We start from the raw sequence: 16,261 nt of genomic DNA, 5'->3' as shown, positions 1-16,261 counted from the left end.
TTAAACAGCTATAAAAGGATATTTAGCAAGAAGTTCTTCTTCTGGAAGAGGTATTTCAAACAAAAATCCTTGTACGTAATCGCAACCAACCTGTTTTATTATATCAAACTGTTCTTGCGTTTCAACACCTTCTGCTAAGGTCTCTAAGCATAATCTTTTAGCTAAAAAGCTTATTACCTCAACTAGATCCCTATCCTTTTGGTTGTGGGCAATATCTTTGATAAAACTACGGTCTATTTTTATCAAATCAACAGGTAGTTCCCTAAGATAGCTTAACGCACAGTATCCAGTTCCAAAATCATCTATAGCAATCTTTATGTCTTTTTCTTTGATTTTATTTATCGTGTTTGTAGCATATTCTACGTCTTCTATAAAAACCCTTTCGGTAATTTCTATATTAACTTTCTTACCTTTAAATTGCAACAAAAATTTATCTATAAAACCCTCCCGACTAAAAGACCTACCAGAAATGTTTACTGAAATAGGAACCTTAAACTTCTTTGTTTTCTGGCTTATCTCTTCTAACATCCATTCCTCAAACTTTGGTAAAAATCGACTTTTTTCTAAATAATCTATAAATTGATAAGGGGTATAAACCATATTATCTACCTTTATTCTAACTAAAGCCTCAACCCCTGCCAAGGAAAGGTCTTTTGTTCTAAAATAAGGCTGATAATAAAAAACAAAAAGCCTTTCTTTTAAAGCCTTTTCTAAAAGATGGTCTAAGGAAACCAACTCCTGCGCTTTTAGTTCCATTACTGGATTAAAAAATTTTATCTCCCCTGCCCCGATTCTTTTAGCCTCAGTTAAAGAAAGAGAGGCCTTCTCGATAAGATCTTTTAAATTCTTACCATCTTTGGGATAAAAACTTACACCGATATTGGTAGATATGTTAAATATTTTATTATCATACTTAACATTGATTTCCTTAAGCTGGGAAAGTTTTTCTAATAAGTCTTGAATATCTCTATATTCTTCTTTAGGTAAAAAACAGGCAAACGAGTCGGCACCTATACGAGCTATTAAACCATTCTTTGGAAAAATAGCTTTTAGAAACTTTCCTACCTTCCTTAAGATTTCATCGCCAACCTTAAAACCATAAATCTGATTTAGATATGCAAAGTAAAAAATGTCTACAACAAACAAACATCCCTCGAATACTTTATCCAAAACTTGGGCAAACTTTTTCTCTAATCCTTCTAAGTTTAAAAGCCCTGTAAGGGGATCGTTTAAAGTAACCTGTTCTAATTTCTCGATTAAAGCCTTTTCACGACTAATGTCCCTTGCTATAAATAAGAACCTTCTTTCCTTTTCAGAAACATTTATCCCATATATTTTGGTTTCTAAAAATCTTTCATGCACCGGACAATATAAAACATCTGAAAACACTCCTTCTCCCTGGGATACAAATTGTAAAAACCTTTGGTAAAAATCATAATCAATTCCTTGGATAAATAAGTCTTTTACATTTTTTCTTAAAATTTCTTCAGTGGGAACTTCGCATAAGTTTGACATCGTCTCGTTAGCATAAAGTATATTTCCTTTTTCATCTAAAATCATTATCAACAAAGGAGATTTGATAAGCGCTTGAGAGATGATTATATTATTTTTGATCTCTTCTATCCTTTTTAAGGCAAACTCTATGTCTCCCTTTAGTTCTTTCAGAAGGTCTAAAGTCTCATCTGTGAAGAAATTTGGCTCTTTGACATAAAGGGCTAAAACACAATAAGGTTTATCTTCTTTACAAATAGGTATAGCTGCTACCGAAAGATATTGCCTCTTTAACGCTTCTTCTCTCCAAGGGGAAAAATTAGGGTCGATCCTTGTTTCAGGAATTATAGTTACCCTGTTTTCTCTTAGAGCTGTGCCTACTGGTCCTCTTCCTTCTGGGGCATCGTCCGTTACCAAAACTTTAATCCTTTCTAAATATCCTGCCTCATATCCGAAATAGTATTTAGGCTTGACAAAGCCTGTTTCCCATTGAGGAAAACCTATCCAAACAAACTGAAGACCTATTTTTTCTACTAAAGCTCTACATATTTTTTCAAAAACCTCTTCCTCTGTAAGTGATGAGGTAATGGTTTGATTAACCTCTCTTAGCATTAAGACTATGTTTTCCAGTCTTTTTTGTTTGGTAAAATCTATAAAAACTACAAAACCTGCGGGCTTTTCTTGATAAAGGATGGTATTAGCAAAAGTAAGGGTATGTCTTATCTCTCCGTTTTTTCTCAAGATTTTCATCTCATGATAAACTCTGGTAAACTTTTCTCCTTTTAACCTTCTTTCAACCACAGCCTTCAAAGGTTCTCTCTCTTCAGGAGGAAAGATTTCTAAAATATTCATGTTGTTTAATTCTTCTAAGGAATAACCGGTTAGTTCTAAGAAAAACTCATTAGCATAAACTATGTTTTCTTGATAGATTAACACCCCTATAGCAGGGGCGTTTAAGATAGCTTGAGCGATGTCTCTGAGATGAGCACATTCTTTGAGGTTTAGTTCTTGAACTTCCAACCTTTTCACCTTTTTTATCTCTTTTATAAAATTTTAAAACAAGAATCTAACAAAGTAAAGGATAATTTTTTTAAAATTTATTCCTCCAAAACCACCTCTTTAATAGGTCTTCTTGGGGGAGGGGGCGGTATTTTAGCAGGATATCCCATAGGGATAATAGCTACAGGCCTTACTTTGCTGTTTAAACCCAAAATTTTTCTTACTGCCTCTTCGTCAAAGGCTCCTACCCAACAGCTCCCAATGCCTAAGGAAGCTGCGGCTAAAAGCATGTTTTGGATAGCGGCTGCTGTATCTTGAAGGCAATATAGTTCTTCTCCTCTTTTCCCATACCGAGAGCTTGATACCCAAGGCAAAGCACATACAACGATAACCACAGGTGCTTGAGAGATAAAGGTTTGGTTTAAAGCAGAGATAGACAAAAGCTTTTTCACCTCTGGATCCCTTACTACCACAAAATACCAGGGTTGTAGATTACCTGCCGAGGGAGCCCAGATTCCTGCTTCTAAAATTAATTTTAAATACTCTTCTGGTATGGGGTCCTTTTTAAAAGACCGAATACTTCTTCGGTTTTTAATGACCTCAAGCACAGGGTTTAGTGCCATCAAAGGACCTCACTTTATTTAATTACAGCTTACATATTTACTTAAAAGTTGTAAAAAGGCGTTCGATGACTTAAAACCTACTATTCGTTCTATCACCTTACCTTCTGGGTTTAAAAGATAGGTTGTGGGCACTTTAGAAAAATCTGGAAAAAATTTGTTAACGTTAGCTGGAGCTAAGCCAACCTCATAGGTTAAGCTTTTAGAAGCAACAAGCTTAGGAAGAAGATAGCTTGATTCTCTATCTACCATAAGAGATACTACTTGGACCTTAGAATTAGGACAGGCCTTAGAAACCTTGTTTAGGGAATTTAATTCTATCATGCAAGAAGGACAGTAGCTGGCAAATAAATTAAGCAAAACATATCTTCCTTTATGGTTCGCTAAGCTTTGTTTTGCCCCTTGGTAAGTATAGTATTCAAAGTTAAGGGTAGAAGCATAAACGCAAGAAAAACTAATAAAAAACAAAAAAATCAAAATCAGCACCCACTTTTTAACCACCATCTTGAACCTCCTTCCTTTTTTCCTTTTTTTAAGTATTATACCATTTTAAATTAAAAAAACAAAAACTAAAGATTTAGCCTTTCTTTTATAAAAGCTAACAACCCTTCCACCCTTATCGAAAAATCCAAAAAAAACAGGTTCTCAGACCATGGTAGTTTTACTCCGTCTTTTAAGGTAGTTAGATAGGTTTCATAAGGGAATAGATTAAACCCTCGGTAGTTGTAGTGGTCTGGTAAGGGAATAAACCGCTTAATTTTAAGGCCTAAATGGTTTAAGATGTGTAAAAACTGTTGATTATCTCCAAGCCCGCAAAAGGCTATAAACTCCATCTCCTTTGGATTAACCACTTCCAACCTATGGTTTAAAATCTGCCAGTTTTCTCGATAAAGTTTAAACACCGGTTTTTGGTTAAAGCTAAAATCAAAGGGAGAGAGTTCTTGATAGGTAAGGATGAAGGCTGTAGCCCTTTTTAAGGCAGAAAAAGGTTCTCTTAGTTTTCCAAAGGGCAAAACCCGTTGAGATAAATCTTTCTTTTTTAAAAGCACGAAATCTATATCTCTAAAAAGCCTTCTGTGCTGAAAACCATCATCAAGAAGGATAAGGTTTGCCCCAAAATCTTTAATTGCCTTTTTTGCCCCTCTTACCCGGTCTTCATCAACTATGATCACCAGGTCTACTCCCTTTTTCTCAAAGACCTTAGCCAAAAGATAAGGCTCATCTCCTGCGTTTTCTATGTTTTGAACTACCTTTTTTTGATGGTAAACCAGCTGAAACCCTTTAGACCTTCTCTTATATCCTCTAGAAACTATAGCAACTTTCCTTAAGGAGGAAAGCTCCTCAGCAAGATATCTTACTAAGGAGGTCTTTCCGCTTCCCCCTACCGAGAGGTTTCCTACAGAAACAACCGGGGCCTCTACTTTAAATATTTTTAAAAACCCATGGTCATAAAGCCAGTTTCTTAATGTAATCAAGTAGAAATAAGGATTTAGAAGGTTTAGCATTTTTAATGAAAACTATTTCTCATTATTGGATTTCCATAAAAGGTCTTTAGCTCCCATAATAAAAAAGATGATACCACCTATTACAGCACTGAGGTATTGGCTAATTATCCTCAAAAGCATCGCAAAAATCCCTAAGGCTGAGGCATCTAAAAAATCTTTAAAAATTACTATCGCCCCCAACTCCCCTACCCCACTTCCTCCAGGTGTAGGACTTATAAAAATAGCGTAAAGCAACGGAAGTTGGTTAAAAAAAACCTCTAACAAACAGACTTTTTGATTAAAAGCCTTAACTAAAAAAATACCTACCATAAGAAAGGAAAGATACATTAAAAGGCTAAACAAAATAGCTAAAAAAAGCACCTTTTTATTTTCTTTTACAAAGAACTTACAGGTAAGTAAGTACTTAAAGAAATTAAATTTGATTTTAAACCAGAGACTTTCAGAGACGATACGATGCCTTTTTTTAAACAAAACTTTTACTATCACATAACCTAAACCACCGATCAGAAATATCACCCCAACTATTAACAAAAGTTGTAGCCCCTCTTCCGGATGGTTTAAGAGGTTGTGTATCATAAAAGGGAAAAATAAAAGATAAAAAACCAGCCCTGAAAATCCTTTAAGGGTTATAATGCTCATGATTTTAGGTATTTCGCCACCAACCCTTCTTAATGTATAAAAAGGCAAAAACTCACCACCAAGATGAGCAGGGGTGATGGTAGCCCCAAAGGTGCTAACTAAAGAAACCTGATACCCATACCAAAAAGAATACCTTAAACCTAAGGTCTTAGAAATTAGAAACACCCGCAGATTATCGAAAGTATGATAAGAAAAAAGCGATAAAAAAGAAAAAAACAAATGCTTTTTGTTTAAAGAAAAAAGAACCCCCTTTAAATTAGGAGGAATATGTCTAAAAAAAATATATAGAAAAGAGAAGCCTACTACCAAAAGGGTTAGAAAAATGCCGTAAACAATATTTTTATACATATAAAGTTATAAATATCAAAAGCTAACAATTTACAACCATCCATTTTATGCTATGATTATGTATTTATCATTTTACCCTTAAACTTCATTTTAGAAAGGGGGAAATTATGGAACGAAAGATCTTGTGGGCTCCTTGGAGAGGAGAATATGTATCTGGCAAAAAAGACCCAGGTTGTATCTTCTGTCCTCCTGAGGGAGAATTGCCAGACGAAGAAAGGCTCATACTTTATAGAGACCACCTGGTTTTGGTTATCATGAATAAGTTTCCTTACAACTCAGGCCATCTTTTGGTCTCTCCAAGGAGGCATGTAGCTGAATTAGAAGAGTTGACCTCTGAAGAAATAACCGCCATGATGAGAATGGCACAAGAGGCTATCAAAATACTAAAAGAGGTTTTCAAACCCCATGGTTTTAACGTAGGGTTTAACTTGGGTAAGGTCGCAGGGGCTGGATATCCTGACCATCTGCACCTACAAATCGTCCCAAGATGGGATGGAGATGTCAATTTTTTGGCAGTGCTTGACGAAATAAGGGTTATTTCTCAACATCTTTTAACCCAATACCACACTTTATTTCCCTATTTCCAAAAGATTAAACTTTAGTCCTCAACACCTAACAATAATCCTTGTTTTATTGCCTTTTTAACCCAATATAGAGAAAATTTGATGTTCTTGATTTTCCCAAACCAACTAATAAGGCTTCTTTGAAAATAGTTAAAAATAGGTATAATTTTTGATAAAACTGTTATAGTTAAAAGGGATAAAACCATTAGGTTGGAGGAAAAAATGCTTACTGTTCAAGCTAAAACAAAACTTGATTTTGAATTTAACGGGTATAAGTTTAATTTAAAACCTGGAGAAAAGCTTCTTTTTGCAAACGATGTTTTTAATCTTCTTCCTAAGAAAATTCAAACTAATTTTGAAAAAACCAATTCAGCCTTACCGCCTTTTTATGAGGGAGAAGATCTAAACGGAAAAACCCTTTTTGTGTTTATGCAAGGAGCCATAGGAGACGTGCTTTGCTCAACGGTAGCTTTGCGTGAAGTAAAAAAACGCTATCCAGAATGCAAGTTGTGGGTAAGCGTCTCAGGGAAGGCTCGCCCGATTTTAGAGAACCTTCCTTACATAGACAAGCTTCTTCCTCATCCTGCTCCTGTAAAAGAAATCGTTAAAGCTAACTATATGGTTAAAGCAGTAGAAATGGTAAATGCCCCTCATTTTGACCACCTTAACCTGGTAGAATGGTTTTTATGGAAGTTTAGACTTTATTTCGCTGAGGATGAAACACCTGATGTTTGGGTTGACCAAGCGGTGGTTGAAGAAATGAAAAAAGTTTTTGAAGAAATAAAAAAAGTTTCAGGAAAAAATAAGGTCCTACTTTTTCATTACTTAGCTTCTTCTGTTCACAGAACCCTTCCTCCCAGACTGCTTAAAGAAATAGAAGACCTTATCTCTGAAGAGTTTGTGCCGGTAATTTGTAGCCTACCTGACGAAGATTTGACGGTTGAAGTAGCCCTTGACCTTTATGGAATAAAAGCAGCCAACCTTTCTGCTTTTATGCAAGATATAAGGTATTTAGTGGCTTCTGTTTATCTTGCTGACGCTGTTATTACGGCAGATACTTCTACTTTACACATAGCAGGAGGTCTGAAAAAACCTACGGTTTTTATAACCGGCCCTATTGAAGCTAAACTAAGGGCTGATACTTATAAAACGGTTATTCCTGTCCAACCTAATTATACCGGGAAAATTTGCAAGTCTCCTTGTGGGCTCCATGCTACTAATGAACCTTGTGCTGAGGCTAAGAGTAATCATCAATTTTACAGTCCTTGTATTGAAAGCATACCTCCCAAGGTTATCTATTTTGCTTTAAAAGATGCACTTTTAGCCTACCAAAAAGATTTTGAAAAACCTAAAAATTGCCCTTTATGTGGTTTTAACGGACCTTTTAGCCTTTTTGAAGTTATAAACCAGCATCGTATTTTTGAATGTCCAAGTTGTGGGCTTCAGTTTCCTTATCCTCCTAAGGCGATGGACTACGATAAGGCTTATGAAAAAGAGGTTGAAGACCTTTTAAGTTTTGGGTCCATAGATTATGATTGGGCCAAACAGGTAGAAAAGGATGAAATAAAAGAAAGGAAAAAATGGGAAAGGGTGCCAAGGTTTAACGTACTGCTTCCTATTTTAGAGGTTTTACCTAAGGGTAGACTTTTAGACGTGGGATGTTCAAGTGGTAATTTTATGTTGATTGCCAGAGCTAAAGGTTTTGATGTCTATGGTATGGATGCAAGCGATAAAGCGGTCGAACTTGCCAGAAAAAACTACAAGCTCAAAGTGGTTAAAGCTTTAACCTTTAAGGACCTTCCTCCAGATTTTCAAGGACCTTATAAAGTGATTACAGCTTTTGAAATCATAGAACACTTGGAAGAACCGTTTGTCTTTCTTAAAGAACTCTATGAACTTTTAGAAGATGGGGGTTTTGCTATCCTTAGTTGCCCTCCTTATTTTGCCTTCAGATACTTAGCAAACTCTTATTTAAAATATCAATGGTGGGGACATGACTATCCTCCACACCATTTAAATCGTTTCAAGCCCTGGACTTTATATTATGGTTTAAAACTTGCTGGGTTTGAGGAAGTAGTGGTTTTTACCGAACCTTTAATTACCGGCACTGTGCTTGAAGGAATAAATCCTCAGAGTGTTGAAGTTGAGACTGAAGATAACCAAAAGATAATCCTTTCGTCTGACTTGATAAAAAATCTTATTCTTGAAAACCTTAAACCTCTTTACCTCAATGCCCGTTATCTTGGAAACTTTCAGTATGCCATAGGGGTTAAAGGAAAAAGTGGGATTGACTGGGAAAAAATCTTACAAAGGGCAATTAGAATCTCTGCAGTAGACATAATGTGGAAAGACGATAAAAGATAAATCTATAAAAAAGGAGGTTTTCATGTTTACTCCGCCCCAACTTTTTAAAAATCCTATTATCCTTGAGCCAGAGGAACATAAAAACTTAAGGATTTTTAAACCCCTTAACTATAGCTTTATGTCTGGGGTAGAAATGATACCTTTGGGGTATTCAGAAATCCTTCCGGCTACAATCTATTATCCTGTATTTTTTGGTATGGCTGAAGGCTTTGTATTGCCTTTTGTCGTGCTTGGTGTTCAAGGGAAAAATCCTTATTTAACAAAAGAAGGTTTTTTTAAAATAGATTTTATCCCTAAGTTAGCTCAACTCTATCCCTTTGGCCTAGTTTACCTTAAGGAGGGTGAACAAGAAAACTTTTTGGTTGCCGTAGATGAAGAAAACACCTATACTGACGAAGGAGAGATTGTTTTTACAGAGAACGGAGAAGAAACCGCTTTTTTTTCTGAAATCAAACAAGAACTAACTCAATTTGCTTTAGACCTTAAAAAAGCTATGGAATTTGGCCAAAAAATCTTAGAAATAGGCTGTATAAACCAAACTTCCTTTGTGATGAACGGTCCTTTAGGGAGGGCTGAATTCAAAAACGTGCTTATCGCCAACATCGAAACTTTAAGGCGCCTTCAACCAGAAAAGCTTTATTATCTTAACACCGCAGGCTATTTGCCGGTCCTTTATGGAGCTTATTTTAGTATAAGAAACTTTAAAATCTTTGAACTTCTGTATGCACAAACCATAGAAATTTTTTAAAAATAAATCTTTATACTGGTTCTTTGGGGGTTTCTTTATGGAGTAAAGCTTTTTCTATTTCTTCAGCTATTTCTCTACAAGTTTTTTCAGGAGAAAAGGATTCTCTTATCGGTCTTCCTATAACCAAATAGTCCGCACCTGCAAGAACTGCTTCATAAGGGGTTACTACTCTGACTTGGTCATCCTTTTTTGCTCCTTCTAACCTGATACCAGGAACTACGGTAAAAAATTCAGGATATAGTTCCTTTACTTTGGAAACTTCCTTAGCTGAACAAACTATTCCATCGCAGCCTGCTTGATAAGCCAGTCTGGCTAATCTTAAGACTAAATCTTTAACCTCTCTTACTAACTCAGCGTTAAAACCTAATTCCATGAGGTCTGCCCTTTCAAGAGAGGTTAACACCGTAACCGCTACTATCCTTAAGTCGTTGTAAGCTACGCTTACAGCACTTCTCAAGCTTTCCAATCCAGAAAGTGCATGCACGGTTATCCAGTTAACCCCTAAATTTGAGGCCACTCTCACCGTCCTAAGAACGGTGTTAGGAATGTCGTTTAGTTTTAAATCTAAAAAAATCTTATTATCACTTCTCTTTTTAATCTCTTCGATTACCTTAGGGCCGCAACTGGTATAAAGCTCAAAACCAACCTTAAACACCCCTACCAAGTCTTTAAGCCTATCAACCCATCGTAAAGCTTCATCCATCCGGTCTACATCTAAAGGAAAAACTATTTTATCCTTTGGGTTCATCATGGTTTAACTCTCTTATTTGGTCCAAAAATTCAGAAATATCTTTAAATTCCTTATATACTGAAGCAAACCTTATGTAAGCTACCTTATCCCATCCTTTTAAAGCTTGCATCACTTTTTCTCCTAAATATTCAGAAGATACCTCTTTTTCCCCACGTTGAATAAGGTCAAGCTCAAGCTCGTTAACAAAACCTCTGATGGTTTCTTCACTTATAGACCTCTTGTGACAAGCTTTTCTTATGCCTGTAAGTAATTTCTCTCGATTGTACGGTTCTCTTCTCCCGTCTTTCTTAACGATCATAATGTCTAACTCAAGCTTTTCGTAAGTGGTAAACCTATAACCACAGTTGGTGCACTCTCTCCTTCTTCTTATGGTATATCCTTCTTCTATCACCCTTGAATCTATCACCTTAGTCTCTACCTCTTTACATCTCGGACATTTCATAAAGGTTATTATACTTTACTTTGGAATTTTTAAAATTAGCCAATGGTTACGTTAATTTAATAATTTTTGCCACAAAAAACCCTACGGCGTCTATCTTATGGGTATAATATCTTTTGGTGAGTTTTAAATCGGGATGATAGGGTTTACCTTCCCATTCAGTAACCCCTTCTTGATAAGGTAGCGGAGAGTTCCAGTCTATCAATTTAGCTTGTCTTTTTCTTAAAAGATAGTCTACTACCTCTTCGTTTTCTTTAGGGTTTATCGTGCAGGTGCTATAGACCAAAACCCCTCCTGGAGCCAAAAGGTCAAAAGCCCTTACCAACAAGCCTTTTTGTATAGACTGTAGGTTAGCTCTTCCCTGCCCTTTCTGATAAAGAATTTCCCCTTCTAACCCTACTCTGTATCTTCCTTCTCCAGAACATGGTGCATCAACCAATATCTTATTAAAAGGCACTCCAAAGGGAAACTGTTCTCCCCGGTAGCGGGTGGTAATGGCTGAAGCAACCCCAAGACGTTTTAGGTTAGCTACTAAGGCAGTCAGACGGTCTACCCTTTTGTCATTAGCCACCACAGTAGCTTTATCTTGAGTAAGGATAGCCATGAGACAGGTCTTACCCCCTGGAGCGGCACACAAATCAAGTATTAAATCGCCTGGTTTTGGCTCAAGGGCTATCACCGGAAGACTGCTTGCTAAGGTCATAGAATGAATAAGCCCCAAACTATATTCCTCTAAATTCCCTAAGGAAACCTCTTCGTTGTTAACCACCCTGTAAAAATAAGGGACCTCTTTAACCGGCTCAAAATGGATGTTTTGTTGTTTTAAAGCTGTTAAAAGCCGCTCCTTTTCTTCTAAAGTTTTAATTTTAAGAGTATTTATGCAAAAATACTGACGATGGTTTTTTTTTAAACATTCCAAAAACTCAAGATAATCAGGAATTAAGCCTTGATATTGAGCAAAATAATCTCTATGGTCTAAAGGCTCTTGTTTTTTACATTTTATCTTTCCCATTTAATAAAACCTCTTTTAACTCTGTATGATCTTTTACCACCAAGTCTGCTAACCTTAAGTGATGTTCTGGTAAGGTGGTAGTAATGGCTACACAAAAAAGGTTGGCTCCTTTAGCAGAAGTTACCCCAGCAGGTGAATTTTCTACTACCAAGGCCTGATTGAAATCTGCGTTTACGGCTTTTAACGCCTCTAAATAAGGGTCTGGATGGGGTTTTCTTTTCTTTATCCTGTCGCCTGTTAATACTACCGAGAAATAGGTATAAAAATTTTTAGGCAAAACTTCGTCTAAAATTTCTGCATGAGAGCTGGTAACCAGAGCTAAAATTTTTTTTTCTTTTCGTAAACTATCTAAAAGAGTTGGAACCTCAGGGAAAGGGTTAACCTTGGAAGCATAACGACTAAGAAAGATAGTCTTTTGTTTTTTAAAAAGGTCCTCAAAAAACTTTCGGTCGATGTTAAACCCTTTTTTTTGGAATATATCCCTTACTGTTTCAAATTCTATCGCCCCTTCATAAAGATAAACCTCTTCCTCTTTAAACTTTATTCCATATTCAGCCAAAGCCTCTATCCAGGCCTTAGCATGATAAGGCATACTGTCAATAAGGGTCCCGTCAAGGTCAAAAAATACAAAGGGCTTCATCTTTGCTCCTCTTTTATTCTTTCTTTAAAAATTTTTTGATATAGACCTCAAATTGTGATTGGTCTAAACCTTCAAGGTTTACCAACTTTTTAGGCTGAGTTTTTCCCTTAATGATTTTTATTTGTCCTTCTGATATTTTAAAAATTGTGCTTAAAAGCTGTTTTAAGGCTTCGTTAGCTTGATTGTTTTGTGGTTTAGCCCTAAGCTCTACCTCTAAAAAATTAGGGAGCTTATAACCTAAAACTCGGTCTTTCTTTTTTTCAGGATGAACCTTTACTTCTAAGACCATAGCAGAAGATTCTTTAAAAGATTAAATATCTAACCAACAAATATTGCATCAAATTTTGGATAAAATAAATCAAAAAAATCACGGCTATAGGACTTAAATCTAAACCAGCTATAGGAGGAATAATCCTTCTTGCTGGTGCAAGCACCGGCTCGGTCACCCTATATAAAAACCGCACCACCGGATGATAGGGATAAGGGTTCACCCAGGAGATGATGCACCTTGCGATGATTATCCAAACATAAACGCTGAGAAAAAGGTCTATCAACTGAAAAAGTGATTTTAGTAATACCCCTAACATTTATGATTCTTTCTCCTTTCGTTCTTTTTTTTCGTAGGCCTCTATAATCTGTTGAACTATAGGATGTCTGACTACATCCTTTTTAGTAAAATAAACGAAAGAAATACCTTGAATACCTTCGAGCACCTCTATTGCCTCAAGAAGACCTGATTTTTTAGGGTCTGGAAGGTCTATCTGGGTAACATCCCCGGTAATCACCGCTTTAGAATTTTGACCAAGACGAGTAAGAAACATCTTCATCTGCTCTGAAGTTGTGTTTTGAGCCTCATCCAAGATGATAAAAGCCTCATTTAGGGTCCTTCCTCTCATAAAAGCTAAGGGAGCAATCTCTATCGCCCCTTTCTGAAACAGTTTTACTACTTTATCAAAAGAAAGCATATCATAGAGTGCGTCATATAACGGTCTGAGATAAGGATTAACCTTTTCTGCAATATCCCCCGGTAAAAACCCAAGCTTTTCACCTGCTTCTACCGCAGGCCTTACCAAAATAATCCTGTTAACCTCACCCTTCATCAAGCAAGAAACTGCCATAGCCACCGCTAAATAGGTCTTTCCAGTGCCTGCTGGGCCTATACCAAAAACCACCTCAGACCTTCTTATAGCCTCTATATATTTTTTTTGAGTTATTCCTTTAGGAGTAATCACTTTTCTACCTGAAGTAACAAAAATGGTATCCAAAAAAATATCCTTAAGATTTGCCTTAGGATTCTCCAAAATAATCTTAGAGGCATACTCTACATCAGAAGGATAGATGGTATAACCTGATTTGACTAATCCATAAAGCTCACCTATAGCCTTTTCTGCAAGCTCAAGGTCTATAGGCTCTCCTTTAATAAAAATATGATTACCCTTCAGAGAAATCTGCACCCTAAAAAAACTCTCTAAAATCTTAAAGTTGCTACCCCTTTCTCCATAAAGGGTCCTAACGATAGGATAATCCTCTAACACCATTTCTTTGGTGCTTACTTCTGATTTTACCTCTTGTAAACTCATAAAAATACTACACCTCTTTTATAGAAATTTAGTTATTTAAATAATAGATAAAAAATCAAGATTTTCAAGTGCTAAAAATATTTTAAAGGAATTCTACCCTGTTTTTACCTTTAGATTTTGCTATATAAAGCGCTTCATCTGATATTTTAATAAGCTCTTCTAAAGACTTTTCTGGATAGCGATCTAAATTGGTTACACCAAAACTTGCAGTCACTTTTATACCCTCTACCTCAGAAGCTTGCAATTTTTCCCTTATCTCTTCTGCTTTGGCTATGGTTTGTTCAAGGTTAGCATGAGGCATCACAACCAAAAATTCTTCTCCTCCATATCTTACAGCATAGTCTGTCTTTCTTATACATGCTAAAATTATCTGAGCAAAGTTTTTAAGCACCTTGTCCCCGGTAAGATGACCGAAATTATCGTTTATTTTTTTAAAATTGTCTAAGTCTGTCATGATAAAACCCAACCCATACTTATATCTTTTAGCCTTTTCTAACTCCTTTTTCAAAAACTCGTCTACGACATTGCGGTTGTAAAGCCCGGTTAAAGGATCTATAAGATAAAGGCCTTTTAAATTTTGTAATTCTTCTTTTAAACGATCGATTATTTTCTTTTTAGTAATATGATTTAAAACTTTTATCAAAACCTCTTCTTCAAGAGGTGGCTTTACAATATAATCGTCTGCCCCTGCTTTAAAAAGTTCTATCTTCCTTACAGGGTTATCATAACCAGTTAAAACTATAATGGGAACATCACCTTTTGCTTGATTTTCTCTTATATTTCTTATCAAGTCTAACCCAGATTCTCCTTTATCCAAAATGAAATCTGTAATCACAAGGTCTATGTCGTTTTGTTCAAAAACTTCTAAAGCCTCCTCTACTGTGTTAACAGTAAAGATCTTTAGTTTAGTTTCTGCAAAAAGTTTGGTTAAAAAATTTATATATAGGTTGGTATATTCTAAATAAAGAATGCTTCCTTCCAAATTTTTCAGTTGGATAATCTTGGCAAAATCTCTTAAAACTTTAGGAAGTTTTTGACACAAATCTTTTTTTAAAATAACCTCAACTACACCCTTCTTTAAAGTCTTTTCTTTTAACTCTGGGTCATCTTCTGAAGTCAATAGAATTACAGGAATTTTTTTAGTTTTTGGGTTTTTTTCAAGGCCGTTTAATAAATCAAAAACATCTCCGTCTTCTAAAACATAAGAAGAAATTATCAAATCTGGAACTTCCGGATTGTTTAGCAAGTCTATGGCTTCTTTTATGTTAGAGACCAGATCTATCTTCTCAAAATAGTTTTTTAAAATATCTTCTACCACCTTTCTTAAAAAGGTTACCGGAATTACAACCAAAACCTTTCCTTTCATAAGTGTACCCTATAAATAAATTATGTTTTAAATTTGCTTAATTTAAATCTATACAAATTAAATTCATAGTGTCCCTTTTATTGTGTAAAAATTTTTCCGGGAAAGGCATGGTAGTTCCCCAATTCAATTTCATTAAACCCTCTTAACTTCCTTGAGTTTAACCTCTCATTCAGTTCTTTCAAGATTAAATATAACAACCTCTCAACAGAGCCTTCATCCGGAAATACTTCTATTACCTTTATCCTCCTTTTTATCTCTTTCGCTAACCTCTCAACCTGATTAGTTGTATAAATAAACTGCCTTATCTCTCTCGGATACCTCAAACAAAAAGGTTAATAATGCATACGCTTTATCCTCCCATTTCTTCACTACCTTAGGATATATCTTACCCCATCTTCCCCTTAATCTTAATATCCCCTCCTTAGCTCTTTCTTCTGTTTCTGCTCTATATATCCTTTTTAAATCTTCTGCAAATAAACCTCTATCTTTTGCCCGCACCTTATTTAAAGAATTCCTTACAGTATGTAATACACAAAGTTGCCATTCCGAAGCTGGATAAACCATCTTTATGGCATTTTCTATCCCAGGCAAATCATCCGTAATAAAAAGTTGAACTTTCTTTACCCCACGCCGATTTAACTCTCTTAAAGGTTTTCCCAATTCCTGGCACTCTCCCTGGCATACCCAAATATCCAAAATCCAAGTATCTCTCTTCTCCCATCAGGCTTTATCCCTAAAGCTAAATATACTGGCTCCTTTGCTACCTCATTTCGCCGAATAGACAAATAAGTTCTTTAACTTCATCTTCAGTCACCTTTATTAATCGGGAAATGCTTTTCAGCCCTCCTTTTTTCAGGAAGTAGGAAGACACGAAAACCACCATTCCTGACCCGGGGCACTTTTAAATCTTGGACCTTCCCATACTTTGTAAGTAAATCTCTTGTATAAAAACCGTTTGCATAGTCTTCTTGCTCTTCTAAATAAATCCTTCTTTCTTCAAGCATAAGGTTTTCTAAAAGGTTTTTAATAAGATTGTTGACTTCTTGCTGAAAAAAGTTTAGAATTTCTTCTATAGGTTGTTTTGTTAAAGTTTTAGTTTTTTCTTTCACGGTAGCTTCCCCTCCTTTCTGGTAGTTTTGGTTATTATGCATTGGGGAAGCTACCATACCCTTTGGGATTCTTCAAGGCTTTATACA

At 35.8% G+C, this 16,261-nt stretch carries 20 protein-coding genes; 3 read left to right on the top strand and 17 right to left on the bottom strand.

Going from position 1 to position 16,261, the window contains the following annotated elements; translation table 11 throughout:
* The 5 genes from F1847_RS02895 to F1847_RS02875 form a co-directional block, all read right to left on the bottom strand.
* A complete protein-coding gene (locus tag F1847_RS02895) occupies nucleotides 1–2,520 on the bottom strand; it encodes an EAL domain-containing protein (protein WP_150071609.1) in 2,520 nt (839 codons plus the stop codon).
* A gap of 68 nt (nucleotides 2,521–2,588) precedes the next feature.
* Nucleotides 2,589–3,113 carry a nitroreductase family protein gene (locus F1847_RS02890; protein ID WP_150071608.1) on the bottom strand — a complete coding sequence of 175 codons (525 nt, stop codon included), beginning with the start codon at nucleotides 3,111–3,113 and terminating at the stop codon, nucleotides 2,589–2,591.
* Between the two features lie 18 nt (nucleotides 3,114–3,131).
* On the bottom strand, nucleotides 3,132–3,614 hold the full coding sequence (locus F1847_RS02885; protein ID WP_150071607.1) for a TlpA disulfide reductase family protein: 483 nt from the start codon (nucleotides 3,612–3,614) through the stop codon (nucleotides 3,132–3,134).
* A 65-nt stretch (nucleotides 3,615–3,679) separates the two neighbouring features.
* The gene (gene lpxK / locus F1847_RS02880; protein WP_150071606.1) at nucleotides 3,680–4,615 is read right to left on the bottom strand and encodes a tetraacyldisaccharide 4'-kinase; all 936 of its coding nucleotides are present in this window, start codon (nucleotides 4,613–4,615) and stop codon (nucleotides 3,680–3,682) included.
* A 12-nt stretch (nucleotides 4,616–4,627) separates the two neighbouring features.
* Nucleotides 4,628–5,602: a flippase-like domain-containing protein gene (locus tag F1847_RS02875; protein WP_150071605.1), complete on the bottom strand. Its 975-nt coding sequence runs from the start codon at nucleotides 5,600–5,602 to the stop codon at nucleotides 4,628–4,630.
* Between the two features lie 107 nt (nucleotides 5,603–5,709).
* Between F1847_RS02875 and F1847_RS02870 the strand changes: the two genes are divergently transcribed.
* The 3 genes from F1847_RS02870 to F1847_RS02860 all read left to right on the top strand — a co-directional run bounded on the left by F1847_RS02870 (nucleotide 5,710) and on the right by F1847_RS02860 (nucleotide 9,277).
* On the top strand, nucleotides 5,710–6,204 hold the full coding sequence (locus tag F1847_RS02870) for an HIT domain-containing protein (protein ID WP_150071604.1): 495 nt from the start codon (nucleotides 5,710–5,712) through the stop codon (nucleotides 6,202–6,204).
* A 183-nt stretch (nucleotides 6,205–6,387) separates the two neighbouring features.
* A complete protein-coding gene (locus tag F1847_RS02865; RefSeq protein WP_150071603.1) occupies nucleotides 6,388–8,529 on the top strand; it encodes a methyltransferase domain-containing protein in 2,142 nt (713 codons plus the stop codon).
* Nucleotides 8,530–8,551: 22 nt separating this feature from the next.
* Entirely contained in the window at nucleotides 8,552–9,277 is a 726-nt protein-coding gene (locus F1847_RS02860; RefSeq protein ID WP_150071602.1) for a SapC family protein, read from the top strand.
* A gap of 10 nt (nucleotides 9,278–9,287) precedes the next feature.
* Here F1847_RS02860 and pyrF read toward each other — a convergent pair whose 3' ends face one another.
* The 12 genes from pyrF to F1847_RS02800 all read right to left on the bottom strand — a co-directional run bounded on the left by pyrF (nucleotide 9,288) and on the right by F1847_RS02800 (nucleotide 16,231).
* On the bottom strand, nucleotides 9,288–10,028 hold the full coding sequence (pyrF, locus tag F1847_RS02855) for an orotidine-5'-phosphate decarboxylase (RefSeq protein ID WP_150071601.1): 741 nt from the start codon (nucleotides 10,026–10,028) through the stop codon (nucleotides 9,288–9,290).
* On the bottom strand, nucleotides 10,009–10,470 hold the full coding sequence (gene nrdR, locus F1847_RS02850; protein ID WP_150071600.1) for a transcriptional regulator NrdR: 462 nt from the start codon (nucleotides 10,468–10,470) through the stop codon (nucleotides 10,009–10,011). The genes pyrF and nrdR overlap by 20 nt, the downstream gene beginning before the upstream one ends.
* Before the next feature lie 46 nt (nucleotides 10,471–10,516).
* Entirely contained in the window at nucleotides 10,517–11,479 is a 963-nt protein-coding gene (locus F1847_RS02845; protein WP_150071599.1) for an RsmB/NOP family class I SAM-dependent RNA methyltransferase, read from the bottom strand.
* Nucleotides 11,460–12,119: an HAD family phosphatase gene (locus F1847_RS02840; protein WP_150071598.1), complete on the bottom strand. Its 660-nt coding sequence runs from the start codon at nucleotides 12,117–12,119 to the stop codon at nucleotides 11,460–11,462. The genes F1847_RS02845 and F1847_RS02840 overlap by 20 nt, the downstream gene beginning before the upstream one ends.
* 13 nt (nucleotides 12,120–12,132) lie before the next feature.
* Nucleotides 12,133–12,408 (bottom strand): DUF167 domain-containing protein, encoded by a 276-nt coding sequence (locus F1847_RS02835; RefSeq protein WP_150071597.1) that lies wholly within the window; start codon nucleotides 12,406–12,408, stop codon nucleotides 12,133–12,135.
* A 13-nt stretch (nucleotides 12,409–12,421) separates the two neighbouring features.
* Nucleotides 12,422–12,706 (bottom strand): YggT family protein, encoded by a 285-nt coding sequence (locus F1847_RS02830; protein ID WP_150071596.1) that lies wholly within the window; start codon nucleotides 12,704–12,706, stop codon nucleotides 12,422–12,424.
* Nucleotides 12,707–13,699: a PhoH family protein gene (locus tag F1847_RS02825; protein ID WP_150071595.1), complete on the bottom strand. Its 993-nt coding sequence runs from the start codon at nucleotides 13,697–13,699 to the stop codon at nucleotides 12,707–12,709.
* An 82-nt stretch (nucleotides 13,700–13,781) separates the two neighbouring features.
* The gene (locus F1847_RS02820) at nucleotides 13,782–15,065 is read right to left on the bottom strand and encodes a diguanylate cyclase (protein WP_150071594.1); all 1,284 of its coding nucleotides are present in this window, start codon (nucleotides 15,063–15,065) and stop codon (nucleotides 13,782–13,784) included.
* A gap of 77 nt (nucleotides 15,066–15,142) precedes the next feature.
* Nucleotides 15,143–15,388: a transposase gene (locus tag F1847_RS09500; protein ID WP_150071593.1), complete on the bottom strand. Its 246-nt coding sequence runs from the start codon at nucleotides 15,386–15,388 to the stop codon at nucleotides 15,143–15,145.
* Entirely contained in the window at nucleotides 15,345–15,761 is a 417-nt protein-coding gene (locus tag F1847_RS02810) for a transposase (RefSeq protein ID WP_240702836.1), read from the bottom strand. Before F1847_RS02810 ends, F1847_RS09500 begins: the two co-directional genes overlap by 44 nt.
* A complete protein-coding gene (locus F1847_RS09495) occupies nucleotides 15,710–15,850 on the bottom strand; it encodes a transposase (RefSeq protein WP_150071591.1) in 141 nt (46 codons plus the stop codon). Before F1847_RS09495 ends, F1847_RS02810 begins: the two co-directional genes overlap by 52 nt.
* 21 nt (nucleotides 15,851–15,871) lie before the next feature.
* Nucleotides 15,872–16,231 (bottom strand): transposase, encoded by a 360-nt coding sequence (locus F1847_RS02800; protein ID WP_150071590.1) that lies wholly within the window; start codon nucleotides 16,229–16,231, stop codon nucleotides 15,872–15,874.
* Nucleotides 16,232–16,261: the final 30 nt, after the last annotated feature.

The organism is Thermodesulfobacterium sp. TA1, from assembly GCF_008630935.1.
Taxonomy (GTDB): domain Bacteria; phylum Desulfobacterota; class Thermodesulfobacteria; order Thermodesulfobacteriales; family Thermodesulfobacteriaceae; genus Thermodesulfobacterium.
The sequence above is the reverse complement of the archived record's forward strand: the minus strand, read 5'-3'. Positions and strand labels throughout refer to the sequence as shown.

Excerpts from the sequence above, each read along its gene's own strand:
- F1847_RS02890 (WP_150071608.1), bottom strand. The coding sequence starts at position 3,113 with ATGGCACTAAACCCTGTGCTTGAGGTCATTAAAAACCGAAGAAGTATT.
- F1847_RS02885 (WP_150071607.1), bottom strand. The coding sequence starts at position 3,614 with ATGGTGGTTAAAAAGTGGGTGCTGATTTTGATTTTTTTGTTTTTTATT.
- lpxK (WP_150071606.1), bottom strand. The coding sequence starts at position 4,615 with ATGCTAAACCTTCTAAATCCTTATTTCTACTTGATTACATTAAGAAAC.
- F1847_RS02875 (WP_150071605.1), bottom strand. The coding sequence starts at position 5,602 with ATGTATAAAAATATTGTTTACGGCATTTTTCTAACCCTTTTGGTAGTA.
- F1847_RS02870 (WP_150071604.1), top strand. The coding sequence starts at position 5,710 with ATGGAACGAAAGATCTTGTGGGCTCCTTGGAGAGGAGAATATGTATCT.
- F1847_RS02865 (WP_150071603.1), top strand. The coding sequence starts at position 6,388 with ATGCTTACTGTTCAAGCTAAAACAAAACTTGATTTTGAATTTAACGGG.
- F1847_RS02860 (WP_150071602.1), top strand. The coding sequence starts at position 8,552 with ATGTTTACTCCGCCCCAACTTTTTAAAAATCCTATTATCCTTGAGCCA.
- pyrF (WP_150071601.1), bottom strand. The coding sequence starts at position 10,028 with ATGATGAACCCAAAGGATAAAATAGTTTTTCCTTTAGATGTAGACCGG.
- nrdR (WP_150071600.1), bottom strand. The coding sequence starts at position 10,470 with ATGAAATGTCCGAGATGTAAAGAGGTAGAGACTAAGGTGATAGATTCA.
- F1847_RS02845 (WP_150071599.1), bottom strand. The coding sequence starts at position 11,479 with ATGGGAAAGATAAAATGTAAAAAACAAGAGCCTTTAGACCATAGAGAT.
- F1847_RS02840 (WP_150071598.1), bottom strand. The coding sequence starts at position 12,119 with ATGAAGCCCTTTGTATTTTTTGACCTTGACGGGACCCTTATTGACAGT.
- F1847_RS02835 (WP_150071597.1), bottom strand. The coding sequence starts at position 12,408 with ATGGTCTTAGAAGTAAAGGTTCATCCTGAAAAAAAGAAAGACCGAGTT.
- F1847_RS02830 (WP_150071596.1), bottom strand. The coding sequence starts at position 12,706 with ATGTTAGGGGTATTACTAAAATCACTTTTTCAGTTGATAGACCTTTTT.
- F1847_RS02825 (WP_150071595.1), bottom strand. The coding sequence starts at position 13,699 with ATGAGTTTACAAGAGGTAAAATCAGAAGTAAGCACCAAAGAAATGGTG.
- F1847_RS02820 (WP_150071594.1), bottom strand. The coding sequence starts at position 15,065 with ATGAAAGGAAAGGTTTTGGTTGTAATTCCGGTAACCTTTTTAAGAAAG.
- F1847_RS02800 (WP_150071590.1), bottom strand. The coding sequence starts at position 16,231 with ATGGTAGCTTCCCCAATGCATAATAACCAAAACTACCAGAAAGGAGGG.